Annotated in this window: 1 protein-coding gene (only partly in view); it reads left to right on the top strand. The window is 74.5% G+C overall.

Going from position 1 to position 16,838, the window contains the following annotated elements:
- Positions 1 to 16,838: the 5' portion of a type I polyketide synthase gene (locus CG719_RS02090; RefSeq protein ID WP_442802692.1), read on the top strand. Its footprint extends 11,524 nt past the window's final position; 16,838 of the gene's 28,362 nt are visible here — the first part of the coding sequence; it begins with the start codon at positions 1 to 3; its stop codon lies beyond the right edge, outside the window.

Here is a 16,838-nt window from a genome sequence, read left to right on the forward strand (position 1 = left end):
TTGAGGATGGACAACGAACAGAAGCTCCGGGATTACCTCAAGCTTGCGACCGCCGATCTCCGACGCACGCGGCGGCGCGTGAGCGAGCTGGAGTCGGCGGCCCAGGAACCGATCGCCATCGTCGGCATGACATGCCGCTACCCCGGCGGTGTCGGCAGCCCCGAGGACCTGTGGCGGATGGTCGAGGCCGGCGAGAACGGCGTCACCCCGTTCCCCGCCGACCGCGGCTGGGACATGGAGGCGCTCGCCTCCTCGCCGACCTCCCGGGGCGGATTCCTCCACGACGCGACGGACTTCGACGCGGACTTCTTCGGCATCTCGCCGCGCGAGGCGGTCGCCATGGACCCGCAGCAGCGGGTCGTCCTGGAGTCCGCCTGGGAGGCGTTCGAACGCGCCGGCATCGACCCCACCTCCGTCAAGGGCAGCCGCACCGGCGTCTTCATCGGCGCCATGGCCCAGGACTACCGGGTCGGCCCCGCCGACGGCGCCGAGGGCTTCCAGCTCACCGGCAACACCGGCAGCGTGCTGTCCGGCCGCATCTCGTACACCTTCGGCACGGTGGGCCCCGCCGTCACCGTCGACACCGCCTGCTCCTCCTCCCTGGTCGCCGTCCACCTCGCTACCCAGGCGCTGCGCGCGGGCGAGTGCACCCTCGCCCTCGCGGGCGGCGTCACCGTCATGTCCGGCCCCGGCACCTTCATCGAGATGGGCCGCCAGGGCGGACTGTCCGTCGACGGCCGCTGCCGCTCCTTCGGTGACACCGCCGACGGCACCGGCTGGGCTGAGGGCGTCGGCATCCTCGTCCTGGAGCGCCTCTCCGACGCCATCCGCAACGGCCGCGACATCCTCGCCGTCGTCCGCGGCACCGCCGTCAACCAGGACGGCGCCTCCAACGGCCTCACCGCCCCCAACGGCCCCTCCCAGCAGGCGGTCATCGAGCAGGCCCTCGTCAACGCCCGCCTCTCCGCGAGCGACATCGACGCCGTCGAGGCGCACGGCACCGGCACCACCCTCGGGGACCCCGTCGAGGCGCAGGCGCTGCTCGCCACCTACGGCCGGCACCGCGACGAGGACAAGCCGCTGCTGCTCGGCTCGGTGAAGTCCAACATCAGCCACACCCAGGCCGCCGCCGGTGTCGCCGGTGTCATCAAGATGGTCATGGCGATGCGGCACGGCGTGCTGCCCCGCACCCTCCTCGCCGAGGAGCCCACCCGTCACGTCGACTGGTCCCAGGGCGCCGTCCGCGTCCTCACCGAGAACACCGACTGGCCCGCCACCGGCGCCCCCCGCCGCGCGGCCGTCTCCTCCTTCGGTATCAGCGGCACCAACGCCCACACCATCGTCGAGCAGGCCCCCGAGCCGGAGCCCGCAGACACCGAGGACGACACCCCGGGCACCCCGGCCGCCGTCACCGGCGTGGTTCCCGCGCTGCTGTCCGGACGCAGCCCCGAGGTGCTGCGCGCCCAGGCCGCCGCACTGCTCACCGCCCTCGGCACCGGCACCCCGCCCGCGCTCCTCGACACCGCCTACTCGCTCGCCACCACCCGCACCGCCTTCGAGCACCGGGCCGTCCTGCTCGCCGCGAGCCTGCCCGAGCTGACCGAGCGGCTCACCGCGATCGCCGACGGAACCGACCCGGCCGCCCTGGCCGGGGCCGTCACCGGCACCGCCCGCACCGAGACCCGCCTCGCCGTCCTGTTCACCGGACAGGGCGCCCAGCGCCTCGGCGCCGGCCGCGAACTCGCCGCCCGCTTCCCGGTGTTCGCCACCGCCCTGGACGCCGCCCTCGACGCCTTCACGCCCCATCTGGACATGCCGCTGCGCGAGGTGCTGTGGGGCGAGGACGCCGCCCGCCTCGACCGCACCGAGTACGCGCAGCCCGCACTGTTCGCCGTCGAGGTCGCGCTCTACCGCCTCCTGGAGTCCTTCGAGGTCAAGCCGGACCACCTGGCCGGCCACTCCGTCGGCGAGATCGCCGCCGCGCACGTCGCCGGCGTGCTCTCCCTCGACGACGCGGCCACCCTGGTCGCCGCCCGCGGCCGCCTCATGCAGGCGCTGCCCGAGGGCGGCGCGATGGTCGCCGTGCAGGCGAGCGAGGACGAGGTCGCCCCGCTGCTCGCCGGCCACGAGGACCTGGTGTCCCTCGCCGCCGTCAACGGCCCCTCCGCCGTCGTCCTCTCCGGCGACGAGACCACCGTCACCGAACTGGCGGCCCGCCTCGCGGCCGACGGACGCAGGACGAGCAGACTGCGTGTCTCGCACGCCTTCCACTCGCCGCTCATGGCCCCGATGCTCGACGAGTTCCGGAGCGTCGTCGAAGGCCTCACTCTGCACAGCCCGCTGCTGCCCGTCGTGTCCAACGTGACCGGCGAGCCGGCCACCGTCGCCCAGCTCACCTCGCCCGACTACTGGGTCGACCACGTCCGCCACGCCGTCCGGTTCGCCGACGGCGTCGACTGGCTCGCCCGGCACGACGTCACCGCCTTCCTCGAACTCGGCCCCGACAGCGTCCTGTCCGCCATGGCGCAGAACTGCCTGGACGCCGCCGGCTCCGACGCCGTCACCGTGCCCGCGCTGCGCGAGGGACGCCCCGAGGACCACACCTTCACCGCCGCGCTCGCCGCGCTGCACACCCACGGCACCACGCTGCGCTGGGACGCCTGCTTCACCGGCACCGGCGCCCGCCGCACCGACCTGCCCACGTACACCTTCCAGCGCCGCCGCTACTGGCCGCGCGCCGTCCAGGGCAGCGCCGCGGACCTGCGCTCCGTCGGACTCGGCGCCGCCCACCACCCGCTGCTGTCCGCCGCGGTCTCCCTCGCCGACTCCGAGGGCGCCCTGCTGACCGGCCGGATCTCCCTGCTCAGCCACCCGTGGCTCGCCGACCACACCGTCCGCGGCACCACCCTGCTGCCCGGCACCGCCTTCCTGGAGCTGGCCGTCCGCGCCGGCGACGAGGTCGGCTGCGACCGCGTCGACGAACTGACCCTGGCCGCGCCGCTCGTCCTGCCCGAGCAGGGCGGCGTCCAGGTGCAGCTGTGGATCGGCAACCCGGACGAGTCCGGCCGCCGCAGCGTCACCGTCTACGGCCGTCCCGACGCCGACGAGGACGCCCCCTGGACTTCCCACGCCACCGGTGTGCTCTCCTCCTCCCGCGCCGCCACCGACTTCGACGCCACCGTCTGGCCCCCGGCCGACGCCGAGGCCCTCCCCGTGGACGGCCTCTACGACCGGCTCGCCGAGGGCGGCTTCGGCTACGGCCCGCTCTTCCAGGGCCTGCGCGCCGCCTGGCGCCGCGGCGACGAGGTGTTCGCCGAGGTCGTCCTGCCCGAGTCCGGCCACACCGACGCCGAGTCCTTCGGCCTGCACCCCGCGCTTCTCGACTCCGCCCTGCACGCGGCGTCGTTCGTCGACCTCGACGAGCGCGCCGCCGGCGGACTGCCCTTCTCCTGGGAGGGCGTCAGCCTCCACGCGAGCGGCGCCACCACCCTGCGGGTGCGCCTGGCCCCGGCGGCCGGTGACGCCGTCGCGATCGCCGTCGCCGACGACGCCGGACAGCTCGTCCTGTCCGCCGACTCGCTGATCCTGCGCGCGGTCGCGGCCCGCGAGATCGACGCCGCCGCCGCGCTCGTCCGCGACGCCCTGTTCCGCCTCGACTGGGTGACCGTCACGGCAGCCGCCGCCTCCGGCACCGCCGTCCTGGTCGGCGAGGACACCTTCGGCCTGCGCGCCCTGCCCCAGTTCGGCGACCTCGCCGTCCACCCGGACCTCGCGGCTCTCGCCGCCGCCGGCGGAGCGATCCCGGACACCGTCCTGCTGCCGCTCACCGGCACCGGCCCGGACGCCGATCCGGTCACGGCCGCACACCGCGCCACCACCGACGCCCTCGCCGCCGTACAGACCTGGCTCGACCAGGACGAGCGGTTCGCCACGTCCCGGCTCGTCCTGGTCACCCGGGGCGCGACCACCGGCCACGACCCGGCCGCCGCCGCGGTCTGGGGCCTGGTGCGCTCCGCCCAGTCCGAGAACCCCGGCCGCTTCTTCCTCGTCGACCTCGACGCCGAGCAGGACACGCCCGCCCTTCCGGCCGCCGCGCTCGCCTCTGACGAGCCGCAGCTCGCTGTGCGCGGTGACGAACTGCGTGCGGCCCGTCTGGTGCGCCGTCCCGCTCCCTCCACCGAGGCGGTCTCCGCGTTCGGCGGGGAGGGTGCGGTGCTGGTCACCGGTGGTACCGGTGGTCTGGGTGCGGTGCTGGCGCGTCATCTGGTGGCCGTGCATGGTGTGCGTGATCTGGTTCTGGTCAGTCGTCGTGGTGGTGAGGCCGCGGGTGCGGTCGAGCTGGTCGCGGAGTTGGCGGAGTCGGGTGCGCGGGCCACTGTCGTCGCCTGCAACGTGACGGATCGTGCGGCGGTTGCCGAGCTGGTGGCCGCGCATCCGGTGTCGGCGGTGGTGCACTCCGCGGGTGTGCTGGACGACGGGATGGTCGCCTCGCTCACTCCGGAGCGGCTGTCGGCCGTGTTGCGTCCGAAGGTGGACGCGGCGTGGAATCTGCATGAGGCGACGCGTGGTCTGGACTTGGACGCGTTCGTGGTGTTCTCGTCGGTTGCCGGTGTCTTCGGTAATGCGGGTCAGGCCAACTACGCGGCCGGCAACGCGTTCCTGGACGCCCTGATGGAGTACCGGCGTGCGGCCGGCCTGCCGGGTCTGTCGCTGGCCTGGGGCCCCTGGGAGCAGACCGGTGGCATGACCGGCGACCTCTCCGAGGACGACCTGCGCCGCCTGGCCCGCATCGGCACCCCCGCCCTCACCGTCGAGCAGGGCCTCGCCCTCTTCGACGCCGCCCTCGACGGCGACGACGCCGCGCTCGCTCCCGTCCGCCTGGACCTCTCCGTCCTGCGCGCCGCGGGCGACGTGCCGCCGCTGCTCCGGTCGCTGATCCGGGGTCGTTCGCGCCGTGCCGCCGTCGCCGGGTCGGCCACCGCCGGCGGCCTCGCCCAGCGCCTGGCCCGCCTGGACCGCGAGAGCCGCGACGAACTGGTCCTCGACCTCGTCCGCGGCCAGGTCGCCCTGGTGCTCGGCCACGCCACCGGCGCCGACATCGACGCCGGCCGCGCCTTCCGCGAGCTGGGCTTCGACTCCCTCACCGCCGTCGAGCTGCGCAACCGCCTGAACACGGTCACCGGACTGCGTCTGCCCGCCACCCTCGTCTTCGACTATCCGACAGTCAGCCACCTCGCCACGTACGTCCTCGACGAACTCCTCGGCACCGAGGTCGAGGCGGAGGCCGTGCAGCGCGGCACGGCGGTTGTGGCGGACGACCCGATCGTCATCGTGGGCATGGCCTGCCGCTACCCGGGTGGGGTCGCCTCGCCCGAGGACCTGTGGCGCCTGGTCACCGAGGGCACCGACGCCGTCTCCGGCTTCCCCACCAACCGCGGCTGGGACGTCGAGAACCTGTACCACCCGGATCCCGACCACCCCGGCACCGCCTACACCCGTTCCGGTGGATTCCTGCACGAGGCGGGGGAGTTCGACCCCGGCTTCTTCGGGATGAGCCCCCGCGAGGCGCTCGCGACGGACTCGCAGCAGCGTCTGCTGCTTGAGTCGTCGTGGGAGGCGATCGAGCGGGCCGGCATCGACCCGGTCAGCCTGCGGGGCAGTGCGACCGGTGTGTTCGCCGGTGTGATGTACAGCGACTACAGCGCGATGCTGGCGAGCCCCGAGTTCGAGGGCTTCCAGGGCAGCGGCAGCTCCCCGAGCCTCGCCTCTGGCCGCGTCTCCTACACGCTGGGCCTGGAGGGTCCCGCGGTCACGGTGGACACGGCGTGCTCGTCGTCGCTGGTGGCGATGCACTGGGCGATGCAGGCGCTGCGCTCGGGCGAGATCTCGCTCGCCCTGGCCGGCGGTGTGACCGTGATGTCGACGCCCGCCGTGTTCGTGGACTTCGCGCGTCAGCGGGGTCTGTCGCCCGACGGCCGGTGCAAGGCGTTCTCGGACTCCGCCGATGGTGTCGGCTGGTCCGAGGGTGTCGGCATGCTGGTGCTTGAGCGGCAGTCGGACGCGATTCGCAACGGTCACGAGATCCTCGCGGTCGTCCGTGGTTCGGCCGTCAACCAGGACGGTGCCTCCAACGGTCTGACGGCTCCGAACGGTCCCTCGCAGCAGCGGGTGATCCGTCAGGCGCTCGCCAGCGGCGGGCTGTCGGCGGGTGACGTCGACGTCGTCGAGGCACATGGCACCGGTACGACGCTGGGTGACCCGATCGAGGCGCAGGCGTTGCTGGCGACCTACGGTCGTGACCGTGACGCGGAGCAGCCGCTGCTGCTGGGTTCGGTGAAGTCGAACATCGGTCACACGCAGGCCGCGGCCGGTGTCGCCGGTGTCATCAAGATGGTCATGGCGATGCGCCACGGCGTGCTGCCGCGCACCCTGCACGTGGACGCCCCGTCCTCGCACGTCGACTGGACCGAGGGCGCGGTGGAACTGCTCACCGAGCAGACCGCGTGGCCCGAGACCGGCCGCCCGCGCCGCGCCGCCGTCTCCTCCTTCGGCATCAGCGGCACCAACGTCCACACCGTCCTGGAGCAGCCGCCCGCCCTCGCCGCGCCCGCCCCGGCCGCGCCCGAGCGCACCGCCGGAGCCGTCCCGCTGCTGCTGTCCGGCCGCACCCGCGACGCCCTGCGCGCCCAGGCCGCCCGCCTGCTCACCCACCTCCAGAACCACCCCGAGCCGTCCCTCGCCGACCTCGGCCACTCCCTGGCCACCACCCGCTCCCGCTTCGAGCGCCGCGCCGCGGTGATCGCGCAGGACCGCGACGGACTGCTCGCCTCCCTGACCGCGCTCGCCGCCGGCCGCCCCGACCCGGCCGTCGTCGAGGGCGAGGCCGCGGGCCGTGCCCGGATCGCCGTCATGTTCTCCGGCCAGGGCAGCCAGCGCGCCGCCATGGGCCGCGAACTGTACGAGACCCAGCCCCGGTTCGCCGCCGCGTTCGACGAGGTGTGCGCCGCCCTCGACCCGCTGCTCGACCGGCCGCTGCGCGAGGTCGTGTTCGCCGACGAGGGCACCGACGAGGCCGGCCTGCTCGACCGCACCGGCTTCACCCAGCCCGCGCTGTTCGCCGTCGAGGTCTCCCTCTACCGCCTCGTCGAGAGCTGGGGCGTCCGCGCCGACTTCGTCACCGGCCACTCCATCGGTGAGATCGCCGCCGCGCACGTCGCCGGGGTGTTCACCCTTCAGGACGCCGCCCGCCTGGTCGCCGCCCGCGCCACCCTCATGGAGGCGCTGCCGTCCGGCGGCGCCATGATCGCCGTCCAGGCCACCGAGGACGAGGTCGCCCCGCTGCTCGGCGAGGGCCTGTCCATCGCGGCCGTCAACGGCCCCACCTCCGTCGTCGTCTCCGGCGACGAGGACGCCGCCGTGGAACTCGCCGCCGAGTTCTCCGGCCGAGGGCGCCGCACCAAGCGTCTGCGGGTGAGCCATGCCTTCCACTCGCCGCACATGGACGCCATGCTCGACGCGTTCCGCACGGTCGCCGAGACGCTGTCCTACGCCGCCCCGCGCATCCCGCTCGTCTCCGACCTGACGGGCCGCAGGGCCGACGACGCCGAGGTGCGCACCGCCGACTACTGGGTGCGCCATGTCCGCGAGGCCGTCCGGTTCGCCGACTGCGTCCGCACCCTGCGCGACGCCGGCGCCACCCTCTTCCTCGAACTCGGCCCCGACGGACTGCTGACCGCCATGGCCGAGGACACCCTCGGCGACGACCACGGCTCCGTGCTTGTCCCGCTGCTGCGCGCCGACCGCTCCGAGGAGACCGCCGCCGCCACTGCCGCGGCCCGCCTCCAGATCCACGGCGTCGACCTCGACTGGAGCGCGTACCTCGCCGGCACCGGCGCCCGCCGCACCGACCTGCCGACCTACGCCTTCCAGCACGCCCACTACTGGCCGCAGCTGCCCTCCGCCGCGCCCTTGGCGACCGGCGATGTGGCCGACCAGAAGCTGTGGGCCGCCGTCGAGCGCGGCGACGCCGCCGAACTCGCCGCCGTCCTCGGCCTCGACGACGACAGCCTCACCCCGCTCGACTCCCTGCTGCCCGCGCTCAGCTCCTGGCGCCGCGGCAACCAGGAGAAGGCGCTCCTCGACACCCTGCGCTACCGCGTCGAGTGGACCCGGCTGCGCAAGCCCGCCGCGCCCGTCCTCGACGGCACCTGGCTGCTCGTCTCCTCCGACGCCACCGCCGACGACGAGACCGAGCTGCTTGACGGCCTCGCCGAGGCGCTCGGCGCGCACGGCGCCCGGGTCCGCCGCCTCGTTCTGGACGCCGACTGCGCCGACCGGGCCGTGCTCGGAGCCCGCGTCGCCGACACCGAGGACGTCGACACCAGCGCCCATGTGCTGTCCGTGCTGCCGCTCGACGAGCGCCCCACCGACGGCCCCGCCGGCTTCACCCAGGGCCTCGCCCTGACCATCGCCCTCGTCCAGGCCCTCGCCGACACCGGCGCCCGGGGCCGGCTGTGGACCACCACCCGCGGCGCCGTCTCCACCGGCCCCGCCGATCCGGTGACCCGCCCCGCCCAGGCCGCCGCCTGGGGCATGGGCCGCGGTGTCGCCCTGGAGCACCCGCGCCTGTGGGGCGGCCTCGTCGACCTCCCGGCCGACTTCGACCGCCGCGCCGGACAGCGCCTCGCCGAAGTCCTCGCGGTCAAGGACGCCCCCGACGGCGAGGACCAGGTCGCCCTGCGCGCCACCGGTGTGCACGGCCGCCGCCTGGTCCGCCACACCGTCGACGAGCTGCCGTCCGCCGACCAGTTCACCGCCTCCGGAAGCGTCCTGATCACCGGCGGCACCGGCGGCCTCGGCGCCGAGACCGCCCGCTGGCTGGCCCGCTCCGGCGCGGACCACCTCGTCCTCACCAGCCGCCGCGGCCCAGACGCCCCCGGCGCCGCCGAACTCCGCGCCGAGCTGACCGACCTGGGCGCGAGCGTCTCCATCGTGGCCTGCGACGTCGCCGACCGCGACGCCCTCGCCGCCGTCCTCGACGGCCTGCCCGCCGACCAGCCCCTCACCGGTGTCGTGCACACAGCGGGCGTCGGCCACTACGGGCGGCTGGACGGACTGACGCCCGCCGAGTTCGCCGGCCTCACCGCCGCGAAGCTGGCGGGCGCCGCCCACCTCGACGACCTCCTCGGCGACCGCGAACTGGACTTCTTCATCCTGTTCGGCTCCATCGCCGGCGTCTGGGGCAGCGGCGACCAGAGCGCCTACGGCGCCGCCAACGCCTACCTCGACGCCCTCGCCCTGGCCCGCCGCGCCCGCGGCCTCGCCGCGACCTCCATCGCCTGGGGTCCGTGGGGCGGCAGCGGCATGGCCGCCGACGACGCCGTCTCCGACACCCTGCGACGCCAGGGCCTGCGCCTGCTCGACCCCGCGCACGCCCTCACCGAGATGCGCCGCGCCGTCGTCCGCCAGGACGTCGCCGTCACCGTCGCGGACGTCGACTGGACCCGCTACGCCCCGCTGTTCACCTCCGTCAGGCCCAGCGCCCTCATCAGCGACCTGCCCGAGGTCCGCGCCCTGGCCGCCGAGAACAGCCCCGCCGGCACCGGCGACGCGTCCGAGATCGTCCAGCGGGTCCGCTCGCTGTCCGAGCCGGAGCAGCTGCGCCTGCTCACCGAGATGGTGCGCGCCGAGGCCGCGACCGTGCTCGGTCACGCCTCCGCCGACGCCGTGCCGGAGGGCCGTGCCTTCCGCGACATCGGCTTCGACTCGCTGACCGCCGTCGAACTGCGCAAGCACCTCGGCGCCGCCACCGGCCTCTCCCTGCCGAGCACCATGGTGTTCGACTACCCGACCCCGCTGGAGCTGGCCCAGTACCTGCGGGCCGAGATGGTCGGCTCCGTGCTGGAGGTCGCGGGCCCCGTCGCCACCGGCGCCGCCGACGACGAGCCCATCGCCATCATCGGCATGAGCTGCCGCTACCCGGGCGGCGTCAGCTCCCCGGAACAGCTGTGGGACCTGGTGCTCTCCGGCACCGACGCGATCACCGACTTCCCGGTCAACCGCGGCTGGAACACCGCCGGGCTCTACGACCCCGACCCGGACCACCCCGGCACCACCTACTCCAGCCAGGGCGGCTTCCTGCACGAGGCCGACGAGTTCGACCCGATGTTCTTCGGCATCTCGCCCCGCGAGGCGCTCGTCATGGACCCGCAGCAGCGGCTCCTCCTGGAGACCACCTGGGAGGCCTTCGAACGCGCCGGACTCACCCCCGACACCCTCCGCGGCAGTCTGACCGGAACCTTCATCGGCTCCAGCTACCAGGAGTACGGAATGGGCGCCGGCGACGGCACCGAGGGTCACCTGGTCACCGGCACCAGCCCCAGCGTGCTCTCCGGCCGTCTCGCCTACGTCTTCGGCCTGGAGGGCCCGGCGGTCACCGTCGACACCGCCTGCTCGTCCTCGCTGGTCGCGCTGCATCTGGCCTGCCAGGCGCTGCGCAACGGCGAGAGCAACCTCGCGGTCGCGGGCGGCGCCACCGTCATGACCACCCCCAACGCCTTCGTGGCGTTCAGCCGGCAGCGGGCCCTCGCCCAGGACGGCCGGTGCAAGGCGTTCTCCGAGAGCGCCGACGGCATGACCCTCGCGGAGGGCGTCGGCATCGTCCTCGTCGAGCGGCTCTCCGACGCCCGCCGCAACGGCCACCCGGTGCTCGCCGTCATCCGCGGCTCCGCCATCAACCAGGACGGCGCCTCCAACGGCCTCAGCGCCCCCAACGGCCCCTCGCAGCAGCGCGTCATCCGCCAGGCCCTCGCCAACGCCCGCGTCGCCCCCGGCGAGATCGACCTCCTGGAGGCCCACGGCACCGGCACCCCGCTCGGCGACCCCATCGAGGCGCAGGCCCTGTTCGCCACCTACGGCCGCACCCGTACGCCCGAGACCGCACTGCACCTCGGCTCGGTGAAGTCGAACATCGGCCACACCCAGTCCGCCGCCGGTGTCGCGAGCATCATCAAGATGGTCATGGCGCTGCGCCACGGCGTGATGCCGCGGACCCTGCACGCCGACGAGCCCTCCAGCCACGTCGACTGGAGCCCCGGCACCGTGCGGCTGCTCGGCGACAACACCGCCTGGCCCGGGACCGGCCGTCCGCGCCGGGCCGCCGTGTCCTCGTTCGGCATCAGCGGCACCAACGCCCACGTCATCCTGGAGCAGGAGACCGAGGCGCCCGCCGCCGACGACGAGCAGCCCGCCGTGGCGCCCGTGCCGGTCGCCGCCGGTGTCGTGCCGTGGGTCCTGTCCGCCCGCGCCGCCGCCGCGCTGCGCGAGCAGGCCGACCGGCTCCTCACCCACCTCGTGACCGCCGACCCGGCGGCCCGCCCGATCGACATCGGCCTGTCCCTGGCCACCTCCCGCGCTCTCTTCGAGCACCGCGCCGTGGTCGTGCCGCCCGCCGGCACCGACCCGCTTCAGGCGCTGCGCGCCGTCGCCGCCGACGGGCCCTCGGGCGTCGTCGCCCGCGGTGTCGCCGACGTCGACGGCCGCACGGTCTTCGTGTTCCCCGGTCAGGGTTCCCAGTGGGCGGGCATGGGTGCCCAACTCCTTGATGAATCACCGGTGTTCGCGGAGCGGATCGCCGAGTGTGCGGACGCGCTCGCCGAGTTCACCGACTGGAACCTCGTCGACGTCCTGCGGGGCGTGGAGGGTGCTCCGACGCTTGAGCGCGTCGATGTGGTCCAGCCCGCGTCGTTCGCGGTGATGGTGTCGCTGGCCGCGGTGTGGCGTGCGCAGGGTGTGGAGCCGGACGCGGTGGTGGGTCACTCGCAGGGTGAGATCGCCGCTGCCGTGGTGTCCGGTGCCCTGTCGTTGCGTGACGGTGCGCGGGTGGTGGCGCTGCGCAGCCAGGCCATCGGGCGCAGCCTCGCCGGCCGGGGCGGGATGATGTCGGTGGCGCTGCCCGTCGCGGACGTGGAGGCCCGTCTCGAGGCGTTCGGCGGGCGGGTCTCCGTCGCCGCCGAGAACGGACCCCGCTCCTCCGTCGTCGCGGGCGAGCCGGAGGCCCTGGACGAACTGCACGCGCAGCTCACCGCCGAGGAGATCCGGGCCCGCCGGATCGCCGTGGACTACGCCTCGCACTCCCACCACGTCGAGGACCTGCACGACGAGATCCTCGAACTGCTGGCGGAGGTCGCGCCGGCCGCGTCCGAGATCCCGTTCTTCTCGACCGTCACCGGTGACTGGCTCGACACCACCCTCATGGACGCCGGCTACTGGTACCGCAGCCTGCGCGGACGCGTGCTGTTCGCGGACGCCGTCCGCGACCTGATCGCCGCCGAGCACCGCGCCTTCGTCGAGGTCAGCTCCCACCCGGTGCTGTCGATGTCCGTCCAGGACATGCTCGACGACGCCCAGGTGGCTGGTGTCGCCTCCGGCACCCTGCGCCGCGACAACGGCGGCCTGGGCCGCTTCCTGCTGTCCGCCGCCGAGGTGTTCGTCCGCGGCGTACACGTCGACTGGGCCGCCGTGTTCGAGGGGACCGGTGCGTCCCGCGTCGACCTGCCCACCTACGCCTTCCAGCACGAGAACCTGTGGGTCGTCCCGGCCGTCCAGGAGGCCGTCACCGCGGCCGACCCCGAGGACGCCGCGTTCTGGACCGCCGTCGAGGACGGGGACGTCTCCGCCCTGACCGCGGCCCTCGGCACCGACGAGGACTCCGTCGCCGCCGTGCTGCCCGCGCTGTCCTCCTGGCGCCGGTCCCGCCGTGAGCGCTCCACCGTCGACTCCTGGCGCTACCGCGTCACCTGGAAGCCCGTCACCAAGCTCCCGCAGCGCGCCCTCGACGGCACCTGGCTGCTGGTGTCCGCCGACGGCGTCGACGACACCGACGTCGCCGAGGCGCTGGAGACGGGCGGCGCCCAGGTGCGCCGCCTCGTCCTCGACGAGAGCTGCACCGACCGCACCGTCCTGCGCGAGCGCCTCACCGACACCGACGGCGTCACCGGCATCGTCTCCGTCCTCGCCGGAGCCGAGCGGACCGACGCCGTCCCCGGCACCGGACTCGTCCTCGGGGTCGCCCTCACCGTCGCCCTCGTCCAGGCGCTCGGCGACGCCGGCATCGAGACCCCGCTGTGGGCGCTGACCCGCGGCGCCGTCTCCACCGGCCGCGCCGACAAGGTCACCGCGCCCGTCCAGGCCCAGGTCACCGGCATCGGCTGGACCGCCGCGCTGGAGTGCCCGGGACGCTGGGGCGGTGTCGTCGACCTGCCCGAGACGCTCGACGCCCGCGCCGGCCAGCGGCTCGCGGCCGTCCTCGCCGGCGCGCTCGGCGACGACGACCAGGTCGCCCTGCGCTCCTCCGGCGTCTTCACCCGCCGTATCGTCCGCGCCGACGCCGCCCCCGAAGGCCCCGCCCGCGACTGGAAGCCCCGCGGCACCACCCTCGTCACCGGCGGCTCCGGCACCCTCGCCCCCCACCTGGCACGCTGGCTCGCCGAGCAGGGCGCCGAGCACCTGGTCCTCGTCAGCCGGCGCGGCCCGGAGGCGCCCGGCGCCGCCGAACTCCGTGCCGAGCTGGAGGAACGCGGCACCGCCACGACCCTCGCCGCCTGCGACATCACCGACCGCGACGCGGTCGCCGCCCTCCTCGAAAGCCTGAAGGCCGAGGGCCGCACCGTCCGCACGGTCGTGCACACCGCGGCCACCATCGAACTGCACACCCTCGACGCCACCACCCTCGACGACTTCGACCGCGTCCTCGCCGCCAAGGTCGCCGGCGCGCAGATCCTCGACGAACTCCTCGACGACGAGGAGCTGGACGACTTCGTCCTGTACTCCTCCACCGCCGGCATGTGGGGCAGCGGCGCGCACGCCGCCTACGTCGCGGGCAACGCCTACCTGGCCGCCCTCGCCGAGCACCGGCGGGCCCGCGGACTGACCGCCATGTCGCTGTCCTGGGGCATCTGGGCCGACGACCTCAAGCTCGGCCGCGTCGACCCGCAGATGATCCGCCGCAGCGGCCTTGAGTTCATGGACCCGCAGCTCGCGCTGAGCGGCCTCAAGCGGGCCCTCGACGACGACGAGCACGTCATCGCGGTCGCCGACGTCGACTGGGAGACGTACCACCCCGTCTACACCTCGGCCCGGCCCACCCCGCTGTTCGACGAGGTCCCCGAGGTGCGGCAGCTCACGGCCGCCGCCACGCAGAGCGCCGGGACCGCCGCCCACGGCGAGTTCGCCGCCGCGCTGCTGGCCCTGCCCGCCGCCGAGCAGCACCGCAAGCTGCTGGAGACCGTCCGCAACGAGGCCGCCTCCGTGCTCGGACTGGCCTCCGCCGACGACCTCACCGACCAGCGCGCCTTCCGCGACGTCGGCTTCGACTCGCTGACCGCCGTCGGGCTGCGCAACCGGCTCGCGTCCGTCACCGGGCTGACGCTGCCGTCCACGATGGTCTTCGACTACCCGAACCCGGCCGCCCTGGCCGGCTTCCTCCACTCCGAACTGGCCGACGTCCACTCCGCGGGCGCCATCGCCGTGACCGCCGGGGCGCCCGTCGACGACGACCCGATCGTCATCGTCGGCATGAGCTGCCGCTACCCCGGCGGCGTCACCTCCGCCGAGGAGCTGTGGCGGGTCGCGCTGGACGAGGTCGACGCGATCTCCGTCTTCCCGGCCGACCGCGGCTGGGACGCCGAGGCCCTCTACGACCCCGACCCGGACGCGTCCGGCCGCACCTACTCGGTGCAGGGCGGCTTCCTGCGCGACGTCGCCGACTTCGACCCGGGCTTCTTCGGCATCTCGCCCCGCGAGGCCCTGTCGATGGACCCGCAGCAGCGCCTCCTGCTCGAGACGGCCTGGGAGGTCTTCGAGAACGCCGGCATCGACCCGGTCGCCCAGCGCGGCAGCCTCACCGGCACCTTCATCGGCGCCAGCTACCAGGACTACGGCGCCGCCGTACCCGGCAGCGAGGGCTCCGAAGGCCACATGATCACCGGCTCGCTCCCCAGCGTGCTGTCCGGCCGCGTCTCCTACCTGTTCGGCTTCGAGGGCCCCGCCGTCACCCTGGACACCGCGTGCTCGTCCTCGCTGGTCGCCATCCACCTGGCCTGCCAGTCGCTGCGCAACGGCGAGAGCTCCCTCGCTCTCGCCGGCGGTGCCAGCATCATGTCCACGCCCATGTCGTTCGTCGGCTTCAGCCGGCAGCGGGCCCTCGCCGAGGACGGCCGCTGCAAGGCGTACGCCGAGGGCGCCGACGGCATGACTCTCGCCGAGGGCGTCGGCCTGATCCTGCTGGAGCGGCTCTCCGACGCCCGCCGCAACGGCCACGAGGTCCTCGCCGTCATCCGCGGCTCCGCCATCAACCAGGACGGCGCCTCCAACGGCCTCACCGCCCCCAACGGCCCCTCCCAGCAGCGCGTCATCCGCCAGGCCCTCGCCAACGCCGGCGTAGAGGCGGACGACATCGACGTCCTGGAGGGCCACGGCACCGGCACCTCCCTCGGCGACCCGATCGAGGCGCAGGCCCTGTTCGCCACCTACGGCAGGGACCGCGACCCCGAGCGGCCCGTGCTGCTCGGCTCGGTGAAGTCCAACATCGGCCACACCCAGATGGCCTCCGGCGTCGCCAGCGTCATCAAGCTGGTCCACGCCCTCAACGAGGGCGTCGTCCCCAGGTCGCTGCACATCGACGAGCCGTCCACCCACGTCGACTGGTCCTCCGGCACCATCCAGCTGCTCACCGAGCGCACCGAGTGGCCCGAGACCGGCCGCCCGCGCCGCGCCGCCGTGTCGTCCTTCGGCCTCAGCGGCACCAACGCCCACACCATCCTGGAGCAGGCCCCCGCCGAGACCGCCCCGGCCGCCCCCGAGGAGGACACCCCCGCGCCGCGGGACGCCCTCGTGCCCGTCCTCGTCTCCGGACGCGGCGAGGCGGCCCTGCGCGCCCAGGCCGGAGCCCTGCTCGACCTGCTGGCGGGCCGCCCCGGCATCCACCCGACCGACCTGGCGTTCTCCCTCGCCACCTCGCGCGCCGCCCTCGAGCACCGCGCCGCGGTCGTCGCCGACGACCACGAAGGACTGGTGCGCGGCCTGACCGCACTGCGCGACGGACTGCCCGGCGCCGGTCTCGTCCAGGGCCGCACCGGACGCGGACGCACCGCCTTCCTGTTCACCGGACAGGGCAGCCAGCGCCTCGGCATGGGCCGCGAACTGTACGAGCGCCACCCGGTGTTCGCCGACGCCCTGGACGCGGTGCTCGCCCGGATCGACGGCACCACCGAACGCCCCCTTCGCGACGTGCTGTTCGCCGCCGAGGGCACCGAGGACGCCGCCCTGCTCGACCGCACCGGCTACGCGCAGCCCGCGCTGTTCGCCCTCGAAGTGGCGCTGTTCCGGCTGCTGGAGTCGTGGGGGATCACCCCCGACTACCTGGCCGGCCACTCCGTCGGCGAGATCGCCGCGGCGCACGTCGCCGGCGTCCTCGACCTCGACGACGCGTGCGCCCTGGTGGCCGCCCGCGGCCGGCTGATGCAGACGCTGCCCGAGGGCGGCGCGATGGTCGCCCTGGAGGCCGCCGAGGACGAGGTGCTGCCGCACCTGGAGGGCCTCGCCGACCAGGTCTCCGTGGCCGCCGTCAACGGGCCCCGGTCCGTCGTCGTCGCCGGTGTCGAGGAGCCCGTGCTCGCCGTCGCCGCGCACTTCGCCGAGCAGGGGCGCCGCACCAAGCGCCTGCGGGTGAGCCATGCCTTCCACTCGCCGCTCATGGACGCCATGCTGGACGACTTCGCCGCCGTGGCCCGCACGCTGACGTACCACGCGCCGGCGATCCCGTTCGTCTCCAACGTGAC

It is taken from the genome of Streptomyces sp. CB01373 (assembly GCF_002803075.1).
Taxonomy (GTDB): Bacteria; Actinomycetota; Actinomycetes; order Streptomycetales; family Streptomycetaceae; genus Streptomyces.